Consider the following 22,284-nt stretch of genomic DNA (forward strand, 5'->3'; position numbering starts at 1 on the left):
CGATATGCAACAGAATTCTACGTGTTGTGTATCATTATCGACCGTGCGTGATTTTTCTTTAGAAATTAATACATAAAATGGATTCAGCTATTTGATGAAATGTACTTTTTCAGCACCATAACAGTTTATAAAATTAACGGCACCCTTAGGTATGTTAAGAAAACGAGCACCTGTAACATCACAACCCTCCAATACCAATGAGCGTTCAACAATGTTGCAATGTGAAAAAGTGGTATTTTTTAGATTGCAATTCATAAAGACTACGCGTTGTAAATTACACTTATTTATAACCGTGCTTTCGAATGAGGTGTTTTCAAAAAAGCAACTTCGTAGAACAGATGAATAGATGATCGCATTAACAATACCAGAGAAAGTAACCAGACCACGTAAGACGCAATCAACAAGCAATCCCTTAATAGAAAATTCCGACAAGCGCTCTCCTGTATTATCAATATCAATCGACCGAGACTCAACTCCTTCCAATTGCAATGAAATACCTGAATTTAGCCTTATAAAAGAATCTTGTAATACTCCATTTTTAATATGCAATTTTCCTTTTGAATTTAACACTGAGTTTTCGATGAAGTTCTCAAATAGTAAGAGGTCACCATCTATTTTAAACAATGAGTTTACTACCTTACCATTAAGTACCTCTATCCCCGAATAGCTACCATGGTCTCTATATGTATCAATCAGACAGTTATTCAAATTGCACTTATTAATAATGGAAGTACCAATTAGATTATATGCAATTATTTTTTCATTTTTTAGAATGGCATTATTGAAGGCGAAAGAAGTCGCCTCCCTGATAACTTGGGGGGTCAACATGATAGCTCCTGGACGCAAAAAAAACCGCTAACAAAAGTAAGCGGTGACGATAACGATGATGAGAACACTTGTCGGTTATAGCAAAAAAATCGATGGCACTACAATCGCTATTTCGTCCTATTATTTGCAAAATTGAAAATAAAAAAATCATGTAGTTCAATTGATTACATAAAAATCACACCCTCAATGATTTTGTTTATCACCCTGTAACAGCAAATGCGTAATCGGCGATAGCCATCTTCCAGCAAAAAAACGTCATGGAGAAATGGCTATCGCAACGAGTTAAATTCACATCCAAAACAATACAGCCAGTAGCTGCGGCGTAATAATGCGCAGGAACATGACCAGTGGATAAACAGTGGCATAAGAGAGCGCTGCAGCTCCACTGGTTGCGTGCAAGCCGTTGGCAAAAGCCAGTGCAGGGGGATCGGTCATTGAGCCTGCCAACATTCCGCACAGTGTCAGATAATTCATTTTGGCGAGCAATCTTGCCAACAATGCAGTAACCAGCAATGGAATTCCCGTAATCAGAATTCCGTAGCCAATCCAACTCACTCCGTCTCCGTGCAGCAAAGTACTGACAAAATCACCGCCAGATTTTAAACCGACGACCGCCAGAAACAGCACAATCCCCAATTCACGCAGCGCCAGATTCGCACTCGGTGGCATAAACCAATACAGCTTGCCGATGCTGCCAATTCGCCCAAGAATGATCGCCATAATAAGCGGCCCACCTGCCAGCCCAAGACGTAGAGCCACAGGGAAACCAGGGATGAAAAGCGGGATAGAACCAAGCAACACTCCAAGACCAATGCCGATAAATACCGGAAGCATTTGTACCTGTTGGAGTTTCTGTTGCGCGTTACCGACTTCAGCGGCTACCGCTTCTATTGATTCTGGGCGGCCCACCAGGTTCAGGATGTCACCAAATTGCAGGCTGGCATTGCTGCTTGCGACCAGTTCAATACCTGCACGATTCAGGCGCGAAATCACCACGTCATACTTTTGTTTTAAATGCAGATCGCGAATTTTCTTGCCGAGCACTTTCTCGTTGGTCACCACCACACGTTCAACGCGCAGGTCTGTGCCACGAGTCGAAAGCGAGGTATCCACCTGCTGGCCGATCACCAGCAATGCAGAGTGCAGATCTTTTTCCTGGCCGACGAGGTGTAGTAAATCTCCGGTTTGAATAACCGTGCCAGGCGCTGGCACCATCAGCAATTCCCCACGTTTCAAACGCGAACAAATAATAGTGTCGCTATTAAGGACCGGCACTTCCTGAATAGGTAATCCGTTAAGGTTAGGGTTGGCAACACAGATATTCATGGTCTGGAGTTGCGCGTGGTTTTGCCCACTACTGTTATCAAAGCGTTGTGCTTCTTGATCGACATTAATTCTAAATGCCATGCGAATTAACCACATGGTCAGAAGAATCCCGCAAATACCGAACGGATAAGCCATCGCGTAGCTCATCCCCATTTTATCGACCAACTCTGAAGGTGTGCCGAGGTCGGTCAAAATTTGCTGACCTGCACCTAACGCTGGAGTGTTAGTTACCGCTCCAGAGAAAACACCCAGCACCACGGGAAGCGGAACATCGAAGATTTTATGGACGAGTGCCGTGACCAGCGCACCAATCACTACAATCAGAAGAGCAAATAGATTAAGGCGTAAACCGGAAACGCGTAGCGAGGAAAAGAAGCCTGGCCCAACCTGAATACCAATGGTGTAGACGAAGAGGATCAAGCCGAATTCCTGAATGAAATGAAGCATATCTCCATTCAGGCTTACCCCAGCCTCACTGACGAAATGGCCAACAATAATCCCCCCGAACAGCACGCCACCGATACCAAATCCGACGCCGCGGATTTTGATATTTCCAATCCATAAACCGACAACTGCGACCAGAGCCAACATACTGACAGTTAACGCTATTCCACTCATCGAAGATTTCCCTGTGAATAACATCATCGTTACAAGGGATTCTGGCAGAGAGGAGAAGGAGTTAATGGGGTACAGAGCACAAAAAAAGGCCCCATAAAATGGGGCCTCAAAGGGGATACTCAGTTTAGCTGTTGAGTGCCGGACGTTCGCTGATAGCAATGCGTTTTGGCGCAACGGCTTCAGGGATTTCACGCACCAGATCTATATGCAGCAGACCGTTAGTAAAGGTCGCGCCAGATACTTTCATATATTCAGCAAGGGTGAAGCTCAGGCTAAATGGCTGAGTCACTAATCCTTGATGCAGCCAGGTTGGCTCTTTCTCGGGTTTAACCGGCGTCCCTTTCACATGCAGACGCGTACCTTCGAGTTCAATTTCGAGATCTTCCTGGCGGAACCCTGCCAGCGCAAGCGTAATGCGGTAATGATTGTCATCGCCTTTTTCAATGTTGTAAGGCGGGAATGACTGGCCTTCAGTGCTTGTTTGTAAAGCATTAGCCAGTTTGTCAAAACCGATCCATTGACGCAGCAGAGGTGATAAATCGTGGTTACGCATAAGTTTTCTCCTTCTTTGAAGCGAGTTAAGTCTTACCAGTATGCGAACTGGTATTGGCTCCCTATCGGCAAGCCAGCCTTTATTGCCTGGGCCGCACAATGCGACCCACTGAATTAATTGATTTCGATACGGCGCGGTTTCATCGCTTCCGGAATCACGCGTTCCAGGTCGATATACAGCAGGCCGTTAACCAGGTTAGCACCACGGATGTGGATGTTTTCCGCTAACTGGAATTTGCGTTCGAAGTTGCGCTCAGCTATCCCCTGATAGAGATAAGTGCGCTCTGGTTGCGGATCTGCATGCGCGCCCTTAATAACGAGCAGGTTATCCTGGGCTGTAATGTCCAGTTCGCTTTCTGCGAAACCGGCAACAGCAATCGCAATGCGATAGTTATTTTCGTCAACTAATTCAACATTGTATGGAGGATAGCCGCCGTTGCTCTGGCTTTGGTTGTTTTCCAGCAGGTTAAACAAACGGTCAAAACCAATAGCTGAACGATAAAGCGGGGATAGGTCGAAATTACGCATATATAAAAACTCCTGAAATCAGCGAGAATCAAACATTGCCTTCCATCATGGACAGGCTTCTAAAACCAAGTACCCTTACGGCGTACTTTTTCTGACTACATCTCTAAAATCGGTCCTTATTCGCACTTTTCAAGGCCACAGAAAGAAATTTTTTGCGGCTTCTGCTGTCAGTACATAGACTGTCCTGGTAGTAAACAGGATTTATCTGCGATAGCCGCCACAGAGTGGCAAGAGCAATATATTAATTATCTGCATGGGTGATATAAACCAGAGCAGCCTGGCCGGAAATGGCCCCCCAGAAACGATAAGCAACACTAATGATGAAAAGCTATCTTCCAACATTAATTCTCGGCAGCGGATTGCTAACAGTCAGCGGATGTTCAAGTGTGATGACTCACACTGGTGGGCAAGAGGGATACTATCCCGGCACACGTGCCAGTTACGAAATGCTGGCCGATGGCGAGACAAGCTGGGGATACAAACCTTTTGTCGCGCTGGATATGCCGTTTACGGCAGTAATGGATACCGTTCTGTTACCGTGGGATATGTTCCGCACCGACAAGTCTATAAAATCCAAAGTAGAAGCAAGCGAGAAGCAGAACCTGGCAACCAATTCTGTGATCCCGCCTGTTCAGTAATTAAAGCCCTGTTTGCGTCATAAATAACTGACGGAATCCGTCTACATCCTGCATCCAGGCGATGTATTTGCCATCAGGTGAAAACACCACCGCATCCGCTGAAGGCGCACAACCATCGGTTGCTGTAAGCGTCGTGATTTCACCATCGTTTAAATCACACAAGACAATCTGCTCCTTCCTCACAAAGCCCAACGCTTGCCCTGACGGATGCCAGTTAAATGCCGACTGGATATCATCTTGCCCATGCGTAAGTTGGCGTGGCTGCCCACCGTTTGGTGAAATCAGATACATTTGCACAATACCTGCATCATCGCGCATCAAGAACGCCAGTAAGCTGCCGTCCGGGCTGCTTCGCACCCAATGCCTTGGCTGGGTAGCTAATCCTGGGTAACGGTGCTGATGAGTGAAAGTCAGGCGTGTTTGCGCAATACCCGCAGGTGGTGCAGGCAGCGCGGTTAGCGTCCCTTCAATTGGCTCAGAACCCGCCTGGAAATAAGCTTCTTTTTTTTCAGGCAAATCAACGATAAACAGCTCGGGCACTTTCTCGCCTTTGGCTGAAAGCGTGTCGCCAATAAACACCAGTGCCCAACGCTGTTGGCTCCCATCAGGTTTTAAATAGCCATGGTTGCCCACCCAACCTTCTTCATAGGCACGGTTTATTTCATCACTTCCAGGTTGTGGTAATGGCGTAGTACGGCTTACCAGCACGCAATAATGGCTACCATCATATTCACGAGGATGCTGTTTAACAGGCGTCACCAGGCCGAATGGTAGCGCAATACCGACGTTACGCAGATCTTTTGCCGCATCATATTCATGCATCACATGGTCGTTATAGGTGAAGCTCACGCGCGCACCATCTGGGCTCCAGACGTGGACATGGCTGCCGCCACGCAAAGCTCCGGGGGTAAACGGTGGGGTAATATCCATTGTATCGAGATTGGTTGCGATACCGTTTTCGACCACCACACCACGGCGGTGATGGAAATCGTAATGCCAGCTTTCGTCGGGGTTTTCCGGGCCGTGAATGAAGATATAGCGCTCGGGTTGCTGCGGGTTCACGGTCACCACACCGACATGCGCGCCATGCGATGCCTGATAGATCAGTTCCACTTCGCCAGTCATCACGTTAACCCTTTCAATCGTTTCACTGGTAAACGAGGCGCCAGAAGGGCGAACATCAAACACCAACCACTGGCTATCTGGTGTCCAGGTATTGATGTTAGTGAGTTGGTGGTTACGTGGTGCAAAGGTGAGTTGTTTGGTCATGATTTACCCCGAGATATTGGACGCCTCAGGGTAAATCATTGATGGTTTTTATCCCACCCTTTCTACTTTGCCGACCAGCAGGAGGTAGGAGAGTGCGCCAAGCAGTGCCACGGCTGAGATATAAACCAGCGCAGGTGCAAAACCATATCCCTGAGCAAGGTAACCTACAACCAGTGGAACGGTGATCCCACCCAAGCCGCCAACAAAGTTAAACACTCCACCGGTCAAGCCAATCAGACGCATTGGTGCCAACGAAGAGACCAGCGACCATGTGATCGAGGCAAAGCCGTTACCAAAGAAGGCGATAGCCATTAATGTCATAATCCAGACCGGATCGTTGGTGTAGTTCGCGCCCATAATGCAGGTCGAGATCAGCAAACCGCAGATGATTGGCGTTTTACGCGCGATACCCAGCGAATATCCTTTACGCACCAGACGGTCTGCTACCCAACCAGAAAGCAGCACACCCACAAACGCGGCAAGGAATGGAACGGTAGTCATAAACCCGGCTTTCAGGGCGGTAATGCCTTTTTCTTGCGTCAGGTAGTTCGGGAACCAGGTCAGGAAGAACCACAGCGTGGACGTAACCGCGAACTGGCCGAGATACACGCCAACCAGTTTGCGGTGGAAGACTAGTTTCCAGTCGGCAGCCGTCATTGGAATGCGGGATTTTTTCTCGGCTGGCGCATCGCCATCAACCAGACCACCACCATCACGAATGTAATCCAGTTCAGCCTGATTGATGCCTTTGCTGGCACGCGGTGGCTGATAAACCTTAATCCAGATAAACGACCAGATGATGCCGATACCACCGGTGATAATAAACACCCAGTGCCAGCTCAACATTTCTTGAATCCAGATAAGCAGTGGCGTGAGGAACGCCAGCCCGACAAACTGGCCGGAGGTATAAAAGCCTACTGCAGACGCACGCTCATGTTCCGGGAACCAGCTCGTGACCATACGGTTGTTGGTCGGGAATGCGGGTGCTTCGAAAATACCGGTAATTGCACGCAAACCAATCAGCGACATTAAACCGGTGGCAAAACCCTGGAATAGCGTTGCCACCGACCAGCCAAAAATAGCGATGAAATAGGTCATGCGCGAGCCGACGCGGTCAAGGAACCAGCCGCCAGGAATCTGGCATAAAGTATAGAGCCAGGCAAAAGCCGAGAAGATATAACCCATTTGAGTTTTTGTAATGCCAAACTCTTCCTGAATATGGGCAGAGGCGACGGCCAGATTCGCGCGGTCGACATAACAAATAACCACGGTAATAAAGATCATAATGAGCGTCACATAACGGCGACGCGTAGGTTTTGTAGCGGTTACAGAAATATCCATCGTGTTCTGTCTCCAGAATTTGAGCATGGCAATACCGGCCACCATGCCCTGTTATATACAGAGGGTGTTTTATATTTATTTGGGTATGACTAGTTTTTTATAAAATAACTATCACCATTCGGCTACAGACCCGTCTGGATAGCGCCATAAAGGATTACGCCAATCAGTCACATTTTTACTGCGCTCGATAACCAGTTCTTCGTCTATTTCAACGCCAAGGCCTGGCTTCATTAATGGCATAAAGTGGCCGCCATCCATTTTGAAGTCTTCTTTATTTTTAACGAAATCGAGCAATTCAGCGCCCTTGTTATAATGGATGCCCATGCTTTGCTCCTGGAACACGGCATTGCGGGAGACAAAATCGATATGCAGGCAGGCAGCCAGCGCAATCGGCCCGAGCGGACAATGCGGAGCCAGCGCCACGTCATAGGCCTCTGCCATTCCGGCAATTTTATAGCATTCGGTAATACCGCCTGCGTGTGACAAATCAGGCTGGAGAATCGCCAGTCCGCCCGCTTCCAGCACACGCTTGAACTCAAAGCGCGAGAACATACGCTCACCCGCAGCGATAGGAATATGCGTTTGAGCCGCAAGACGCGGATAGTATTCAGCCTGTTCCGCCAGCACCGGTTCTTCAATAAACAGCGGGCGATATTGCTCAAGCTCTTTAATTAATACTTTTGCCATTGGCGCGCTAACACGGCCATGGAAATCAAGGCCAAATTCAATTTCATTACCGAATGCTTCACGAATTTGTGCTACGGTATTCACGGCTTCATCAATTTTACGGGAATTATCAATAATCCCCATTTCTTCGCAGCCATTTAATTTAAACGTATCAAAGCCGATGTTACGCAGTGATTTAATACCGTCGATCACATCTGACGGACGATCGCCACCAACCCAGCTGTAGGCTTTTATTTTATCGCGAACCAGGCCGCCCATTAATTGCCAGACAGGTGCATTTAATACTTTTCCTTTAATATCCCACAATGCCTGGTCAATACCGGAAATTGCGCTCATTAAAATAGGCCCACCACGATAAAAACCGCCGCGATACATCACTTGCCATAAATCATTTATACGCGCCGGGTCCTGGCCGATTAATAATTCACTCAGCTCATGTACCGCAGCTTCAACGCTTTTTGCTCGCCCTTCAATTACCGGCTCACCCCAGCCGACAATACCTTCATCGGTTTCAATTTTCAGGAACATCCAACGTGGTGGTAAACGGTAGGTCGTCAGTTTAGTGATTTTCATTGCTTCACAGCCTCTTCATACGCTTTAACAAATGCTTTTGCCTTCTCAGCGGTGCATTCCACAGATTGCCCCGCCCGATATAAATCGCCACCGAGCCCGGCACCGACACATCCGGCTTTTAGCCAAATAGCCAGGTTTTCAGGCGTCACACCACCGACCGCAAAGACCGGCACTTCTGGCGGTAATACGGCTTTCAGCGCTTTGATGTAATCCGGGCCAAAAGAGGAAGAAGGGAAAATTTTCAGCGCCTGAGCACCGGCATCCAATGCGGTAAAGGCTTCGCTTGCCGTTGCACAGCCCGCGCATACTGTCATTCCGCTGGCGACCGCACGGCGGATAACTTCAGGCTGCGTATTCGGCGTTACCACCAGTTTGCCACCCATGGCGGCCAGTTCATTAACCTGATCGGTTTTCAAAACGGTACCCGCGCCTATCAACGCCCGATGGCCAAACTCGGTCACCATCGCCGCGATACTTTGCTGCCAGTCTGGTGAGTTCATTGGGATTTCTATCGCATCAAATCCCGCATCCAGCAACGCCGCAACGTGTGCGTGCGCTTCGCCTGGCGTGATACCGCGCAAAATGGCGATGAGCGGAAGATTAGTTTGCCACTGCATTTGCAATACTCCTTATTCCTGCCTGGAATGCATTGTCGCCATCCAACACTTTTGCCTGGTAGCCCAATAACTCGAGCGCGTTGCTATAACGCTGGCTCAGGGATGGATTAGCAACAATGGTGACAGGCTGTTGAGTGTCCGGAGCGTACTGGCGAGTCATCGCCGCCACTTCGTTACCAATCAACAACCCGGAAAGAAATTCGCTGACTTCGCTACGCGGCAATTCGCCCAGCACATGGGCTGCACGTATTTCGAAAAGTCGTGGCAACAAAGCACTGTCATTAATGCCGCGATCCAGCCCAGCCAAAAATGCTTGATGGCTGCTTTGTTGCTCAGGCAGGCCTGCGCCAATTAAGGAGTGGTTGAGCAGGATATGGTGCAGTTCACCGGTCATCACCGTACGGAAATCCTGCACCGTGTGTTCATCGGCATGCACCCATTTGCAGTGCGTACCCGGCATTATGTAAAGCGAAGCCGGGCCAAGCGTTTTTGCACCGAGAAGCTGGGTTTCTTCACCACGCATCACGTTGCAGTTGTCGTCACTTTTTACGCTGAGGCCGGGAATAATCCAGACGTTATCAAGCACTGGAGTCAGTTGCTGGCTTAAATCAGAGAAACGCGCCGGGCATGGGAGATAAGGGGCGATTTTCCACCCGGCATTGCTGCCCACCATCCCGGCCATCAAAACTGGCGTGGTTTTTTCACGCCAACCTTGAGTGACTTCATCGAACACCGCTTTTGGGGTTTTACCATTCAGACGGGTAACGCCCGCTGTGGTTTGCCGACTATCAATGCAAATTCCATCCTGGTAATGCCAGGCACGCAGGTTAGTCGAACCCCAATCAATAGCGATGTAGCGTGATGTCATGTGATTTCCTTTAGTCGTTTGGTGGAGCTGGCAATCATTGTCAGCGCCGCTCTTTCTGCAGCCGTGCTGTCCTGGTGACGAATCGCATCGAACAGCTGCTTATGTTCCTGAAGCGTTTGCGGCATGTTGGCTTCATCACCCATCCAGGTGCGCTCGAAAACCGCACGTTGAAGTGAACTGATGGCAATACTCAACTGCTGTAGCACCGGGTTATGAACCGAATCCAGCACCGCTTCGTGATAGCGAATATCGGCTTCATTAAAAGCATCCCGATCCTGATTGTTTGCCACCATGTCGTTGAGTGCGTCTTCGATTCGCGCCAGGTCACTTGATGTAGCCCGTTCTGCGGCCCAGCGCGCGATGGCAGGCTCGACCAGGTTTCGCACTTCGCTCATGGCGCTAATCAGGCGCGGGTCATAATCGTTTTCCAGCACCCACTGCAACACTTCGGTATCGAGGTAATTCCACTGGTTACGCGACTGCACAAAGGCTCCGCGATAACGCTTCATTTCAACTAACCGCTTCGCCATAAGAGAACGAAAAACTTCGCGGATAATGTTGCGCGACGTTTCGAACTCCTCACATAAGTCGGCTTCTGACGGCAATGCTGCGCCCGGAGTGTATTTGCCGCCGACAATCTGTTTACCCAGCGTCACGATGATGCGATCGGTCTTAGTCATGGTTTGCCCTGTTCAATTTAGGTATTAACCACACTTTACCGCGAGCGCTGAAAAACACCGCTATTTTGAAGTACAAATGTGAATCTGATAGCGCTTCTGATGGGGTTAATGTAGTACAAACATTATATGTTGTACTACAATTTGGATCACAAAACGGACAGTTGATAGCAAAAAATGGCGAAAAAAAACCGACGCGCAGAAAACTTACCCGCCACTTCATCGCAACTTCACACAAGCAGATTACGTTTCCGTTCCAACCCCCAGCCAACGGAACGCTCAAATGGAACATTACGATATCGCGATTATTGGCCTCGGCCCCGCAGGGGCTACGCTTGCGCGGATCCTCGAACCACAATTCAAAATAATTGCTTTGGATAAGAAGCGGCGGGAAGGAGAAGATGGGTTTCAGAAGCCCTGCGGCGGGTTACTGGCGCCTGATGCTCAACGTTCGTTTATCCGTTCCGGTATAAACCTGCCCGTGCACGTGCTGGCAAACCCACAAATATTCAGCGTAAAAACCATTGATTTACAATCAAATATCACCTGCAACTACCAGCGGTCATACATTAATATCAATCGCCATGCTTTCGATTTATGGCGTAAAACGCTTATCCCGCAAACGGTAGATGTTCGCCATGACACACTGTGCAAACGCATTGAAAAAGAGGGTGATAGCTATCGCCTCATATTTGAGGACAACGGAGTAACTAAGGAAATCACTGCGCAATATATTGTCGGTGCCGATGGTGCAAATTCATTGCTGCGCCGGACGCTTTATCCGCAGCTCAATATTCGAAAATATCAGGCCATTCAGCAGTGGTTTAAGGAGCTGCATGCCCGTCCTTTCTATTCCTGCATTTTCGATAATCAGGTAACGGACTGTTATTCATGGAGTATGTCGAAGGATGGCTACTTTATTTTTGGTGGTGCCTTTCCAATGAAAGAAGGCAAAAAGCGGTTCTTCCACCTAAAAGAGAAAATGACCGAACGCGGTTTTGTCTTTAGCACCCCTGAAAAGGAAGAAAAATGTATCGTGCTTTGCCCGTCAAAGTGGCGTGACTTTGTTTGCGGGAAAGACAATGCATTTCTGATTGGTGAAGCGGCGGTATTTATTAGTGCAAGTTCGCTCGAAGGGATAAGTTATGCGCTTGATAGCGCCGAGATACTGGGAAATATCTTCAATGAACAGCATTCACGACCAAATGCTGTCTATCAGAAACGAACGGGGAAAATCAGAAGGAAACTGTTCGCAAAGGTGATAAAAGCCAAAATCCTGACCTCGGCATGGTCGAGAAAATTAGTCATGAAAAGCCGATTTGCCGATGTGCCAGTGATACCGGACGTGTAATGCAGCGGTTCAGCCATTGAGTCTGGTTGACTCCCGCAGAGGCAACCAGACTGACAGAAACCACCACAACGTCATTAATTCAAAACAAACTTCTCAATCGCGTACGCAACGCCATCTTCAAGGTTTGATTTAGTAACAAAGTTGCTGACTTCTTTCACTTTATCGATAGCGTTATCCATCGCAACACCGATGCCTGCGTATTCCAGCATCGCGATGTCATTTTCCTGGTCGCCCAGCGTCATCACTTCTTCTTGTTTGATGCCGAGAGATTCAGCCAGCGCTTTTACGCCAGTACCTTTGTTGACTCGCTTATCGAGAATCTCAAGGAAATATGGCGAGCTTTTCAGCAGCGTATAACGCTCATAAACATCGGCTGGAATTTTGGCGATCGCTTTGTCCAGAATAGCCGGCTCATCGATCATCATCACTTTCAGGTATGCACCGTTTTTATCCATGTTTTCTGGCTCGCTGAACACCAGCGGGATATTGGCAATAAAGGATTCATGAACGGTGTAGTAGCTGATATCACGGTTAGCGGTGTACAGGGTGTGCCTGTCCAGCGCATGGAAGTGGGAACCGACTTCACGGGAAAGCTGTTCCAGATAGCGGTAGTCGTCGTAACTCAGCGCGGTTTGTGCCACGGTGCTGCCGTCGCTGGCCTTCTGCACTAACGCACCGTTATAGGTGATGCAGTAGTCATTCGGCTTATCCATGTGCAGCTCGCGGAGATAGCTCTCAACACCTGCAAAAGGGCGTCCGGTACACAAAACAACATTTACACCGCGTTCGCGCGCGCTGGCGATAGCGGCTTTAACGGCTGGAGAAATGGTGTGGTCAGGTAGCAACAATGTGCCGTCCATATCAATAGCAATGAGTTTTATAGGCATAGGATTTTCTGAGGTAATGAGTTTATCTCATGCTAACGCGATTAAGCTCGCAAAAATAGCGCTACGTTACGGGTGAAAAAGGTCCGTTTTTTGGATGAAAAAACGCCCCCCCGAAGAAAGTGGCGTTGATACCCAAAATAATTCGAGTTGCAGAAAGGCGGCAAACACGGGAATCCCAATGAGCTTACTCAACTAAGTGATTTGGGTGAGCATGTGCAGCCAACGCATCTGCGGCTTGAAGAATGACGGGCACTAGCTGAAGAATTTATCCTTCAGCATATGGAAGCCTTTAGTCAGCAAATCTTCATCGTGAGCGACTTCACCTGCAGGTGATAAAGTATCGACGATTTTCGGGAACTGCTCTGCCAGCAGTTGAGATGCACTTCCTACATCAATCCCAAGTTTTTCAGCCAGACCGCTGATTGCTGGTGTGCCCAGCACGTCTTGCATTTGCTCTGGGCTAACGCTTTGGTTATGCGCGCCGCTCAGCCAGGAGGTGACGACATCTGAGAATCCCTTTTCCCGAAACCGTTCAAGAATTGCCTGAATGCCGCCTTGTTCATTAATCCATGTAAGGATGACTTTGAATTTACCTGCATCGCCACCCCCCATCATGCCAGTAACTTGATCGAATAAACCCATGACCGTGTCCTCTTGCAATCACGAAGTGTGCAATAAGAAGTGTAGTCAATTCCGACCACTAACCGCCTTTTAAACCTAAAAAATCATTGACGGGTCAAAACGGTTTTTCCGCAGGATGTCATCTTTTCAGGTTCACTAATTATAATTAGCGATAATTTCAACGACAGCATTTGCCGGTCCAGCCTGTACGTCACCCTCGGTGCGAACGTAACGAGCTGACATATACACGAATGAAGTATACGTTGAGCCAATCGCGATAGCTGCCGTGGCCCGTTGAATAGGGGTATTGAATATAACGGGTTGAGCCGGGTTAAGTACTGCTGGTTGCGCGGAACTTCCCCAGGCAAGCTGAATGCCATATCCTTCCGCACCACCGCTGTTAAGTGCCATAATTCCCTGCGTGTTATCAATTACTTCCGAACGTGGTACGACTTTAATGTTGAGGTTCCGGTTACTGGTCGTAACCGCGGTTCGCGATGATACGGTATTGTTGCTGGTATTTACCGAACCCGTTCGGCCATAGCCCATAGCCGGCGGGCATTTCAAAGTAAAACTGGCATCCTTCCATGGCGAAGGCGCTCCTCTGTCAGCTCCCTGTAAGGAAACATCATAACTCCCCATTGGAACGTTTTTATTATCAAATTCGCAAGTACCGGTTGAAAGAGTGATATTCCCTGAAACAACTGCCGTGTTTGTGGTGAAGGTATTGCTAATCAAACTAGGGCCATTATTGGGAAGGCTTCCCCAGTTATCCGATCCGCTTACAGGCTGCAAAGCGTTCACCACCTGGAAGCCATCAAAATTTATAACGTTACCAGGGTTTTCTGCCCCCGGTAGTTTCCACAGAATAACTCTAATCATGAACCTGCCGCCCGAAGTTGTGGTCCCCGTATAGCTCTTCACAGGGTTTTGAAAATTGCCCATAGGGCCAGTTACCTGATCTAAATTATAAAATGACAAACCAAACCCAGTGCCCGGTATGGGGAATATCCAGTTACCACTTGCGGTATCTTTAACAGGCACTGAACCCGCAGGCGGGACGACATATTGAAGATAATTAACCTGCGCATTGGGGGAACATGTCACGGTAGTATAGGTCCACCCCCATATAAATGCAGTCCAGGTATAAAGAGCCTTGTACTGAGATGGATTGCCGGGCGCCGTGAGGGAATCAAGCTAGCTGCTATAGGGCAGCAACTGGTTTACTATGGGTGTTGCGCCAGTTTGATTCGTACAGTTGACGGTCGTCGCAGAGGCTGAAAAACAACATAAGAGACAGATGAATAACAGCAAATATTTTAAATTACTCATAACTCTGCCCTTTAAATATTTTTCATAAGCTTGCAACAAAAATCACGGTATAATTTGATAGTGGTAATTGATGAAGTAAATATATTAGTAGTTAACCTAATAACAACATTATTTATTATGAATGGTTCTCGAATGCATTTAGAATAAAAAATCCATCTAATTACGCGCGAGTTATATTAATTAGATTACGCCTTGACAAATATCATACCACCGAGTCATATTTAAGGCATATGAAATTATTTGTCTTTAGGAAAACAGTGTAAACAATATTCCCTAAACAAATATCTTGGTACGAATAAGTTTTTTATTTCACAGTATATTTAAAAAAGAGAAGAAGCGCAGATTGGGAGGAAAACCTCTTCCCCCCACAAGGGGAGAAGAGGCTAATACGATTAGATATCGATGTTCGCCGCTTTCAGGGCGTTTTCTTCGATAAATGCACGACGTGGTTCAACCGCATCACCCATCAGGCCAGTCAATTGATCGAATAAACCCATGGCCGTGTCCTCTTGTAATCACGAAGTGTGCAATAAGAAGTGTAGTCAATCACGAGCCTGTTACGACGATTTTGCCGAACGCGCCACGGTCGAGATGCTCAAGCGATTGCTCTTGCCAATTATACCCGTATCCTAGAATACCCATACAAGGAGTGTTGGTAATGCTTAGTTCCATCAGTTTGACTTGGTTTGATGTTCTTAAAATATTAGTGCTTATAGCGAGCCCTTATATTCTGGGGGCTGTGATTCTATTTTTGGTTATAAGATCCCTAACATATTCAGACAGCCGTAAGATTTTGCTATGGCTCGTTTTACCCCAAATTCTGGTCACGCTAATCTTATGGTGGGGGTTAAATTTCTATGAAGCCGGCACGACCTTCAGCATTTTACTCCCTGCTTGTATAACAATATTGGGGGGGATCGTGGTTTATGCTCTCCTCTTCAATGCTCTTCAATCAACCGTTGCCGGACTAGCAATAGGCCATCTCGTCGCACTAGCATTGTTTTTCGGCGTCTTTAATAGCTTCAATCCCAATTTGTTTACCGAAGTGCAGACTGGCAGAGATATGCACCAGCTACGTGATATCGCCCAGAGTAGCAAGGCATTTAATCGGCAGCTTGAGGATACGGAATTTCGGCAGGATATGTTGGTTGAAGCCGTGGATCGCCCGGATATGCCTGAAGCAACATTTCGGGGATTGCTGGCCAGAGGCGCGAATCCATTTCAGACCTATGCCTTTAATGGCTCCATCTTCTCAACTGCGGTAGAACATCATAATCTTAATGCGCTTCGCGTGTTTATCGAGCAACTGGATGGCGATAATGAACAGGCTGAAAACAACCGAGCTTTTCTGCTCAAGAACAATCCGTTAGAGCAGCATTTCTACTTCTCGGTTACACCAACGGAAGAACAAAAACAACAGTATAAAACCACCGTAAAAGTAATCCTCGATAAGATGCCAGAGCTACTGAGTGATGGGGTTTATGCCAGAATTCTACCGGAAGCAAATGCGGAGCTTATTCAGTTTTTATGGGGGTACCATCCTCCTGAAAAATCAGTCTACCGTATTCAGGCCGAAGCTATGTTGGGTATGGTAATTGTCGCGGATAAAATCGCCGCCACTCCAGAAATTCTTAAGGAGAAGCCTGCCGCTGAATACTCTAAATCGCTGTGGGAGTACCTGGTTCAGTATACTCCGCGTCCAGTGCTCCAGGCCATTCTTGAGCGAAACGTGGTGCAGTGGGCGGATTATAAAGACAAAGATGGGAATAATCCGGTGCTGGAAGCGGCTATCGGTCGAGCAGGAAAATATAATAGTGACGACCCGCAGGTACTGACAATCGTGATGCGTGACATATTAGAGCACAGTGCACCATGGTCGCCATCACAGCTTGCTCACGGGTTTTATACCGATGAGGAAGGTTCGCATGTGGTCAGCGCATTACATAGCGCGGGTATAACCTGTACGCAACTCCGGGAAGCGTTGTCTAATTTCCTTAAGGAGGATGATGGGTATTTAATGCGCAACGGCACGCAACGGATCGGGGAAGTTTGCGGTGCGAAAAAATAATGGCGCATTCAATCAATAATAAATACTTAATTCTACTAACTTGATGTATTGCCGACTATTAAATAAAAAGGAATTTGAATGTTTAAGGTTAACTGGAAATGCATGATTAGATTAATCACCCTGATTAGCAGCATGTCACTTTTGTCCGGATGCTACTCTCTTGATCAGAATAAATTTTGTCCATTTGGGAAAAGAAGCAGTCAAGAAACAGATTACAGCGCTCCAATAATCATTGATGCTAACAATGATAAAATCTCTCGAGGAGAACAGAAATCTCTTTTGAAATCAGCCGATCTGTTTTCTGCAAAAATTATAAATGACACATATAACGCTGCTGAAACGCTATGTGCAAATGATGGATTAACAACAGAGCAATATCAAACATTACTCAACACATCAAATAAATACATTAAGTCAGGAGCTGTATATCCATGGACATGGACCACAAATGGTAAGCAGGAGAGAAATAAATTATATCTGGCGTTAGAAGCAAATAACGGCGGATATATTATCACGCAAACTCTTTGTGTTGTTGGTATATGTTCCAAGAAAGATCATGAGGCATTTTGCAAAAATCATGAACGCCCTTATTTAAATAATAAAAAATTATCAGATTCTCTGACAAGTTTTTATATTGGTAACAAGGGTTATAAAACAACCTACCCCAAAACTAAAAGCACAAGCTATTGTAAAGCACCTCAGTGGTAGGGTGAAGCTGGTGAGCAGATTGCCCACCAGCATCAACTAACTTAGATATCGATGTTCGCCGCTTTCAGGGCGTTTTCTTCGATAAATGCACGACGTGGTTCAACCGCATCGCCCATCAGAGTAGTGAACAGCTGATCCGCTGCAATCGCGTCTTTAACAGTCACGCGCAGCATACGGCGGCTTTGTGGATCCATTGTGGTTTCCCACAGCTGATCCGGGTTCATTTCGCCCAAGCCTTTGTAACGCTGAATAGATAGGCCACGACGGGATTCTTTACCCAGCCATTCCAGCGCCTCTTCGAAGCTGTCAACTGGCTGACGGCGTTCGCCACGTTCGATAAACGCGTCTTCTTCGATAAGGCCACGCAGTTTCTCGCCCAGCGTGCAAATACGACGGTATTCGCCACCGACGATAAACTCTTGCTCCAGCGGATAGTCAGTATCCACACCGTGGGTACGCACACGAATCACCGGCTCGAAAAGATTCAGTTCACGGTTATGACGAACCAGGGAATTCCAGGTGCTGCCGTGCTGTTCTTTTTCGTTAAGCTGAGTAACCAGAGCAGAAACCCAGGCAGTCACTTTGCTTTCGTCAGTCAGATCGGCATCTTCAAGCGTTGGGTGATACACCAGGTTGTTTAGCAAATTGCGCGGATAACGGCGCTCCATGCGGCCAATCATTTTCTGGCAGGCTTTAAACTCAGACACCAGTTTTTCCAGCGCTTCGCCAGCGATAGCTGGTGCGTTGGCATTGGTGTGCAGCGTAGCGCCATCCAGAGCGATTGCAATCTGGTATTGGTCCATCGCTTCATCATCTTTAATGTACTGCTCTTGCTTGCCTTTCTTCACTTTGTACAGCGGTGGCTGTGCGATATACACATGGCCGCGCTCAACGATTTCAGGCATCTGACGGTAGAAGAAGGTCAGCAACAAGGTACGGATGTGCGAACCATCGACGTCCGCATCCGTCATGATGATGATGCTGTGGTAACGCAGTTTGTCCGGGTTGTATTCGTCACGGCCAATGCCGCAGCCCAACGCGGTAATCAGCGTGGCAACTTCTTGAGAAGCGAGCATTTTGTCAAAGCGCGCTTTCTCAACGTTCAGAATTTTACCTTTCAGCGGCAGGATCGCCTGGTTCTTACGGTTACGCCCCTGTTTTGCAGAGCCGCCCGCAGAGTCCCCTTCCACAAGGTACAGTTCGGAGTGAGCCGGGTCGCGTTCCTGGCAGTCAGCCAGTTTGCCTGGCAAGCCAGCCAAATCCAGCGCGCCTTTACGACGAGTCATTTCACGTGCACGACGTGCTGCTTCACGAGCACGAGCGGCATCAATAATTTTGCCGACGACGATTTTCGCGTCAGACGGGTGTTCCAACAGGTATTCAGACAGCAGTTCGTTCATCTGCTGCTCAACCGCTGTTTTCACCTCAGAAGAGACCAGTTTGTCTTTGGTCTGAGAAGAGAATTTAGGGTCTGGAACTTTTACGGAGACAACAGCAATCAGGCCTTCACGGGCATCGTCACCGGTGGCGCTAACTTTCGCTTTTTTGCTGTAGCCTTCTTTTTCCATATACGCATTCAGCGTACGTGTCATCGCCGAGCGGAAACCTGCCAGGTGAGTACCACCATCGCGCTGGGGGATGTTGTTGGTAAAGCAGTAGATGTTTTCCTGGAAACCATCGTTCCACTGCAACGCCACTTCCACGCCAATGCCGTCTTTTTCAGTGCTGAAATAGAACACGGTTGGGTGAATTGGGGTTTTGTTTTTGTTGAGATACTCAACAAACGCGCGGATACCACCTTCATAGTGGAAGTGGTCCTGGCGGCCATCACGCTTATCAATCAAACGGATAGAAACACCGGAGTTCAGGAACGACAACTCACGCAGGCGTTTGGCCAGAATGTCGTATTCAAACTCAATCACGTTGGTGAAGGTTTCGTGGCTTGGCCAGAAACGAACCTGAGTACCGGTCGCATCAGTATCGCCAGTCGCCGCCAGCGGTGCCTGTGGCACGCCGTGAATGTAAGTTTGCTGGTGCACTTTGCCTTCGCGGCGAATCAGCAGTTCCAGCTTCTGGGACAGGGCGTTAACGACAGAAACACCAACACCGTGCAGACCACCAGAAACTTTATAGGAGTTGTCATCGAACTTACCGCCGGCGTGAAGCACGGTCATAATAACTTCGGCAGCAGACACACCTTCTTCCGGGTGAATACCAGTAGGAATACCACGACCATCATCGGTTACTGAGACAGAGTTATCAGCATGAATGGTGACAACGATGTCTTTACAATGACCGGCAAGTGCTTCGTCGATAGCGTTATCTACGACCTCAAATACCATATGGTGCAGACCGGTGCCGTCATCCGTATCACCGATATACATTCCCGGGCGCTTACGTACCGCATCCAGCCCTTTAAGGACTTTGATACTGGAGGAGTCATAAGAATTCGACATCAACGTTTCTCGCTCATTTATTCTTGGGTTAATCCGTTATTTTACCCTGATCCACGGCGAACATCTTCGAATTTTTGTCCGCCATATCCATCACATGTTCTGCGCTTATCGCGCTAACAAAAACCTGTGATTCCGTCGCCTTTAACCGGCTGGCTAATAGACCACGGCGTGCATCATCTAGTTCAGAGGCAAAATCATCTATCAGATACAGGCAACGTCGCCCGTTCTGTCGGGTGAGAAACTCACCCTGCGCCAGTCGTAAGGCGCACATCAGTAATTTAAGCTGCCCACGCGACAACGTATCTTCTACCGGCGCACCGTCTGCACGAATCCGAAAATCAGCTTTGTGGGGGCCGTGGGCGGTGTAGGTCAGCATACGATCGCGTTCGAAGTTGCGTTCCAGTAGCTCGCCGTAGTCACTCTCTTTTTCCCAGCCGCGCTGGAAAGAGAAGTTCAGCGAGAACTCCGGCAGAAATTGTGCACAGGTGTCAGCCATATCATCAGCAATGGCTGCGCTGTACTCGGCACGCCAGCGGCTAATTTGCTCCGCAAGTGGGATAAGCTCTTGATCCCATGGCCGTAGTTGCGCATAGCGCGTTACCTGTCGCAACGCAGCGTTGCGTTGCTTAAGCAGGCGCTTGAGATTGCTCCAGGCAACAAAAAAACCTGGTTCGTTATGGAAGCATCCCCAATCGAGGAAAGCTCTACGGTATTTAGGGCCACCGTTGAGCAATGTAAATCCTTCAGGGGTGATAAGTTGCATTGGCATCAAGAGAGCAAGTTCAGCCACTTTGTGGCCGTCGCTGCCGTCGATACGCACTTTGCTGTCGCCTGCACGGTCTTTGGTCAGGCCAACAGAGGTTTCCCGCTCGCCGTTCTGTATACGCCCATGCAGTACAAAGGATTCTGTTTCATGGCGGATCACGCGCTCAATTTTCAGACTACGGAAAGCACGCCCGTGCCCGAGGGTATAAATCGCCTCAAGCACGCTGGTTTTGCCGCTTCCGTTGGCCCCCACCAGGAAATTAAACCCTGGAGATAGAGCCAGATCCGCATCTTCGATATTTCGAAAGTCTTTAATCAACAAACGCGACAGCGACATATTTAACTCACAACCAGGGCGTTATCGGCGCAGTTAGTCTGATTACGGCCAGCGCGCAACAACCGGAGCGTACTGAAGTACGTGAGGATTGTGAACACTGCCCGGAACCAGAATAACAAGTAAGATAGCCCGATACTAAAGACGCATTGGCATAACGACGTAAGCCGCCGCTTGAGAGGCTGCATCTTCAATCTGCACGCTGGAAACAGAGTCGGTCAGCAAAATGCGCACGTTCTCGCATTTGAGTGCATTCAGAACATCCAGCACGTAACTGACGTTAAAGCCGATTTCCATATCTGTGCCGTCATAAGTGACGTCCAGAATCTCTTCGGCTTCTTCCTGCTCCGGGTTGTTAGCGGTGATTTTCAACTGATTGGCAATCACTTGCAGACGAACGCCACGGAATTTCTCATTCGACAAAATTGCCGCGCGTGAAAATGCTTGTTTCAGCAAATCGCAACTGGCATCGAGATGTTTATCCGGGTTCTTCGGCAATACGCGGCGATAATCCGGGAAACGGCCATCAACCAGCTTGGAAGTGAAGATAAAGTCGCCGACGTGAGCGCGGATGTTGTTGCTGCCGATCTGGATACGCAACGGTGAATCGCCGCCATCCAACATACGCATCAGCTCAATCACGCCTTTACGCGGCACGATCACCGAATGGTTTGGCAGAGACTGACCGACCGGCATAGAACACACAGCCAGGCGGTGACCATCGGTCGCCACGGTGCGCAGTTCTTCGCCTTCGGTTTCAAACAACATACCGTTCAAATAGTAACGAACGTCCTGATGCGCCATAGAAAACTGCGTGGCTTCAATCAGGCGTTTCATGGTCGCTTGCGGGAGCGTGAATTCTACTTCGCTCTGCCAGTCGTCCAGGTTCGGGAAATCAGCAGCAGGCAGCGTTGAAAGCGAGAAACGGCTACGCCCGGAGCGCACCAACATGCGGTCACCCTCAAGCGTAACAGCGATTTCTGCACCTTCCGGCAAACCACGGCAGATATCAAAAAATTTACGTGCTGGAACCGTTGTGGCACCCGGCTCATGCGGTTGCACCAACGCGACACGCGCCACCATCTCCATTTCCAGGTCAGTACCTGTTAATGAAAGAGTTCCTTGTGCGACTTGCAACAGCAGGTTGCCGAGAATCGGTAACGTCGGACGGCCACCTAACGGGCCACTCACCTGTTGCAGCGGTTTTAATAAAGTTTCACGTTCAACGGTAAATTTCATA

General features: G+C 48.3%; 20 protein-coding genes, 1 pseudogene and 1 other annotated feature. Of the genes and pseudogenes, 4 read left to right on the forward strand and 17 right to left on the reverse strand.

Translation table 11 applies throughout. The features are described 5' to 3' along the window. Nucleotides 1-87: 87 nt before the first annotated feature. From LVQ77_RS21110 to ibpA, 4 genes are all read right to left on the reverse strand, one after another. A complete protein-coding gene (locus LVQ77_RS21110) occupies nucleotides 88-828 on the reverse strand; it encodes a pentapeptide repeat-containing protein (RefSeq protein ID WP_232905422.1) in 741 nt (246 codons plus the stop codon). Nucleotides 829-1,116: 288 nt separating this feature from the next. Further along, entirely contained in the window at nucleotides 1,117-2,772 is a 1,656-nt protein-coding gene (locus LVQ77_RS21115; protein ID WP_232905423.1) for a putative transporter, read from the reverse strand. 124 nt (nucleotides 2,773-2,896) lie between these two features. Beyond that, on the reverse strand, nucleotides 2,897-3,325 hold the full coding sequence (ibpB, locus tag LVQ77_RS21120) for a small heat shock chaperone IbpB (protein WP_232863978.1): 429 nt from the start codon (nucleotides 3,323-3,325) through the stop codon (nucleotides 2,897-2,899). Nucleotides 3,326-3,438: 113 nt separating this feature from the next. Then, entirely contained in the window at nucleotides 3,439-3,852 is a 414-nt protein-coding gene (gene ibpA / locus LVQ77_RS21125) for a small heat shock chaperone IbpA (protein WP_064514809.1), read from the reverse strand. Further along, nucleotides 3,846-3,922, reverse strand: a sequence feature (ROSE (Repression Of Heat Shock gene Expression) occurs in the 5'-region of heat shock genes and acts as an RNA thermometer to modulate expression.). Its footprint overlaps the gene before it by 7 nt. Nucleotides 3,923-4,169: 247 nt before the next feature. Here ibpA and LVQ77_RS21130 point away from each other — a divergent pair. Next, entirely contained in the window at nucleotides 4,170-4,490 is a 321-nt protein-coding gene (locus LVQ77_RS21130) for a YceK/YidQ family lipoprotein (protein WP_134185972.1), read from the forward strand. On the opposite strand, the gene LVQ77_RS21135 is transcribed toward LVQ77_RS21130, so the two are convergent. The 6 genes from LVQ77_RS21135 to dgoR all read right to left on the reverse strand — a co-directional run bounded on the left by LVQ77_RS21135 (nucleotide 4,491) and on the right by dgoR (nucleotide 10,525). Further along, complete coding sequence (locus tag LVQ77_RS21135) at nucleotides 4,491-5,759, reverse strand: YidR family protein (RefSeq protein WP_232905424.1); 1,269 nt, start codon at nucleotides 5,757-5,759, stop codon at nucleotides 4,491-4,493. Nucleotides 5,760-5,807: 48 nt separating this feature from the next. After that, nucleotides 5,808-7,145 (reverse strand): MFS transporter, encoded by a 1,338-nt coding sequence (locus tag LVQ77_RS21140; RefSeq protein ID WP_232905425.1) that lies wholly within the window; start codon nucleotides 7,143-7,145, stop codon nucleotides 5,808-5,810. A 66-nt stretch (nucleotides 7,146-7,211) separates the two neighbouring features. Continuing rightward, entirely contained in the window at nucleotides 7,212-8,360 is a 1,149-nt protein-coding gene (dgoD, locus tag LVQ77_RS21145; RefSeq protein WP_232863981.1) for a galactonate dehydratase, read from the reverse strand. Next, entirely contained in the window at nucleotides 8,357-8,977 is a 621-nt protein-coding gene (locus LVQ77_RS21150; protein WP_232905426.1) for a 2-dehydro-3-deoxy-6-phosphogalactonate aldolase, read from the reverse strand. The genes dgoD and LVQ77_RS21150 overlap by 4 nt, the downstream gene beginning before the upstream one ends. Continuing rightward, the gene (locus LVQ77_RS21155; RefSeq protein ID WP_232905427.1) at nucleotides 8,961-9,845 is read right to left on the reverse strand and encodes a 2-dehydro-3-deoxygalactonokinase; all 885 of its coding nucleotides are present in this window, start codon (nucleotides 9,843-9,845) and stop codon (nucleotides 8,961-8,963) included. Before LVQ77_RS21155 ends, LVQ77_RS21150 begins: the two co-directional genes overlap by 17 nt. Further along, nucleotides 9,842-10,525, reverse strand: a complete 684-nt coding sequence (dgoR, locus tag LVQ77_RS21160; RefSeq protein WP_232863984.1) for a D-galactonate utilization transcriptional regulator DgoR — start codon at nucleotides 10,523-10,525, stop codon at nucleotides 9,842-9,844. Before dgoR ends, LVQ77_RS21155 begins: the two co-directional genes overlap by 4 nt. Before the next feature lie 280 nt (nucleotides 10,526-10,805). Here dgoR and LVQ77_RS21165 point away from each other — a divergent pair, with 280 nt between their 5' ends. After that, nucleotides 10,806-11,873 (forward strand): FAD-binding protein, encoded by a 1,068-nt coding sequence (locus LVQ77_RS21165; protein WP_232905428.1) that lies wholly within the window; start codon nucleotides 10,806-10,808, stop codon nucleotides 11,871-11,873. A 74-nt stretch (nucleotides 11,874-11,947) separates the two neighbouring features. On the opposite strand, the gene yidA is transcribed toward LVQ77_RS21165, so the two are convergent. The 4 genes and pseudogenes from yidA to LVQ77_RS22420 form a co-directional block, all read right to left on the reverse strand. Further along, nucleotides 11,948-12,760 carry a sugar-phosphatase gene (gene yidA, locus LVQ77_RS21170; protein WP_232905429.1) on the reverse strand — a complete coding sequence of 271 codons (813 nt, stop codon included), beginning with the start codon at nucleotides 12,758-12,760 and terminating at the stop codon, nucleotides 11,948-11,950. A gap of 252 nt (nucleotides 12,761-13,012) precedes the next feature. Next, nucleotides 13,013-13,402 (reverse strand): YidB family protein, encoded by a 390-nt coding sequence (locus LVQ77_RS21175; protein WP_232863986.1) that lies wholly within the window; start codon nucleotides 13,400-13,402, stop codon nucleotides 13,013-13,015. Nucleotides 13,403-13,537: 135 nt separating this feature from the next. Then, nucleotides 13,538-14,263 carry a fimbrial protein gene (locus LVQ77_RS21180; RefSeq protein WP_232905430.1) on the reverse strand — a complete coding sequence of 242 codons (726 nt, stop codon included), beginning with the start codon at nucleotides 14,261-14,263 and terminating at the stop codon, nucleotides 13,538-13,540. Between the two features lie 842 nt (nucleotides 14,264-15,105). Continuing rightward, nucleotides 15,106-15,198, reverse strand: a pseudogene (locus LVQ77_RS22420) (DNA gyrase subunit B family protein); the annotation flags it as partial. A gap of 173 nt (nucleotides 15,199-15,371) precedes the next feature. On the opposite strand from LVQ77_RS22420, the gene LVQ77_RS21185 reads away from it, so the two are divergent. Both LVQ77_RS21185 and LVQ77_RS21190 read left to right on the forward strand, forming a co-directional pair. Beyond that, nucleotides 15,372-16,781 carry a hypothetical protein gene (locus LVQ77_RS21185; protein ID WP_232905431.1) on the forward strand — a complete coding sequence of 470 codons (1,410 nt, stop codon included), beginning with the start codon at nucleotides 15,372-15,374 and terminating at the stop codon, nucleotides 16,779-16,781. A gap of 78 nt (nucleotides 16,782-16,859) precedes the next feature. Continuing rightward, on the forward strand, nucleotides 16,860-17,489 hold the full coding sequence (locus LVQ77_RS21190) for a hypothetical protein (protein ID WP_232905432.1): 630 nt from the start codon (nucleotides 16,860-16,862) through the stop codon (nucleotides 17,487-17,489). A gap of 41 nt (nucleotides 17,490-17,530) precedes the next feature. On the opposite strand, the gene gyrB is transcribed toward LVQ77_RS21190, so the two are convergent. The 3 genes from gyrB to dnaN form a co-directional block, all read right to left on the reverse strand. Then, nucleotides 17,531-19,945 (reverse strand): DNA topoisomerase (ATP-hydrolyzing) subunit B, encoded by a 2,415-nt coding sequence (gene gyrB / locus LVQ77_RS21195; protein WP_232905433.1) that lies wholly within the window; start codon nucleotides 19,943-19,945, stop codon nucleotides 17,531-17,533. Nucleotides 19,946-19,973: 28 nt separating this feature from the next. Further along, complete coding sequence (gene recF / locus LVQ77_RS21200) at nucleotides 19,974-21,047, reverse strand: DNA replication/repair protein RecF (RefSeq protein ID WP_154153886.1); 1,074 nt, start codon at nucleotides 21,045-21,047, stop codon at nucleotides 19,974-19,976. Between the two features lie 135 nt (nucleotides 21,048-21,182). Further along, nucleotides 21,183-22,283 carry a DNA polymerase III subunit beta gene (dnaN, locus tag LVQ77_RS21205; protein ID WP_232863989.1) on the reverse strand — a complete coding sequence of 367 codons (1,101 nt, stop codon included), beginning with the start codon at nucleotides 22,281-22,283 and terminating at the stop codon, nucleotides 21,183-21,185. Between the last annotated feature and the right edge of the window lies 1 nt (nucleotide 22,284).

Origin of the sequence: Buttiauxella cochleicola (assembly GCF_021282435.1) — a bacterium.
Classification (GTDB): domain Bacteria; phylum Pseudomonadota; class Gammaproteobacteria; order Enterobacterales; family Enterobacteriaceae; genus Buttiauxella; species Buttiauxella massiliensis.

What these genes read in the sequence shown, in the direction of transcription:
- LVQ77_RS21190 (WP_232905432.1), top strand. Translation starts at nt 16,860, where the DNA reads ATGTTTAAGGTTAACTGGAAATGCATGATTAGATTAATCACCCTGATT.
- ibpB (WP_232863978.1), bottom strand. Translation starts at nt 3,325, where the DNA reads ATGCGTAACCACGATTTATCACCTCTGCTGCGTCAATGGATCGGTTTT.
- LVQ77_RS21180 (WP_232905430.1), bottom strand. Translation starts at nt 14,263, where the DNA reads ATGATTAGAGTTATTCTGTGGAAACTACCGGGGGCAGAAAACCCTGGT.
- LVQ77_RS21185 (WP_232905431.1), top strand. Translation starts at nt 15,372, where the DNA reads ATGCTTAGTTCCATCAGTTTGACTTGGTTTGATGTTCTTAAAATATTA.
- yidA (WP_232905429.1), bottom strand. Translation starts at nt 12,760, where the DNA reads ATGCCTATAAAACTCATTGCTATTGATATGGACGGCACATTGTTGCTA.
- LVQ77_RS21110 (WP_232905422.1), bottom strand. Translation starts at nt 828, where the DNA reads ATGTTGACCCCCCAAGTTATCAGGGAGGCGACTTCTTTCGCCTTCAAT.
- LVQ77_RS21130 (WP_134185972.1), top strand. Translation starts at nt 4,170, where the DNA reads ATGATGAAAAGCTATCTTCCAACATTAATTCTCGGCAGCGGATTGCTA.
- LVQ77_RS21150 (WP_232905426.1), bottom strand. Translation starts at nt 8,977, where the DNA reads ATGCAGTGGCAAACTAATCTTCCGCTCATCGCCATTTTGCGCGGTATC.
- LVQ77_RS21135 (WP_232905424.1), bottom strand. Translation starts at nt 5,759, where the DNA reads ATGACCAAACAACTCACCTTTGCACCACGTAACCACCAACTCACTAAC.
- ibpA (WP_064514809.1), bottom strand. Translation starts at nt 3,852, where the DNA reads ATGCGTAATTTCGACCTATCCCCGCTTTATCGTTCAGCTATTGGTTTT.
- recF (WP_154153886.1), bottom strand. Translation starts at nt 21,047, where the DNA reads ATGTCGCTGTCGCGTTTGTTGATTAAAGACTTTCGAAATATCGAAGAT.
- LVQ77_RS21155 (WP_232905427.1), bottom strand. Translation starts at nt 9,845, where the DNA reads ATGACATCACGCTACATCGCTATTGATTGGGGTTCGACTAACCTGCGT.
- dgoR (WP_232863984.1), bottom strand. Translation starts at nt 10,525, where the DNA reads ATGACTAAGACCGATCGCATCATCGTGACGCTGGGTAAACAGATTGTC.
- gyrB (WP_232905433.1), bottom strand. Translation starts at nt 19,945, where the DNA reads ATGTCGAATTCTTATGACTCCTCCAGTATCAAAGTCCTTAAAGGGCTG.
- LVQ77_RS21175 (WP_232863986.1), bottom strand. Translation starts at nt 13,402, where the DNA reads ATGGGTTTATTCGATCAAGTTACTGGCATGATGGGGGGTGGCGATGCA.
- dnaN (WP_232863989.1), bottom strand. Translation starts at nt 22,283, where the DNA reads ATGAAATTTACCGTTGAACGTGAAACTTTATTAAAACCGCTGCAACAG.
- LVQ77_RS21165 (WP_232905428.1), top strand. Translation starts at nt 10,806, where the DNA reads ATGGAACATTACGATATCGCGATTATTGGCCTCGGCCCCGCAGGGGCT.
- LVQ77_RS21115 (WP_232905423.1), bottom strand. Translation starts at nt 2,772, where the DNA reads ATGAGTGGAATAGCGTTAACTGTCAGTATGTTGGCTCTGGTCGCAGTT.
- LVQ77_RS21140 (WP_232905425.1), bottom strand. Translation starts at nt 7,145, where the DNA reads ATGGTGGCCGGTATTGCCATGCTCAAATTCTGGAGACAGAACACGATG.
- dgoD (WP_232863981.1), bottom strand. Translation starts at nt 8,360, where the DNA reads ATGAAAATCACTAAACTGACGACCTACCGTTTACCACCACGTTGGATG.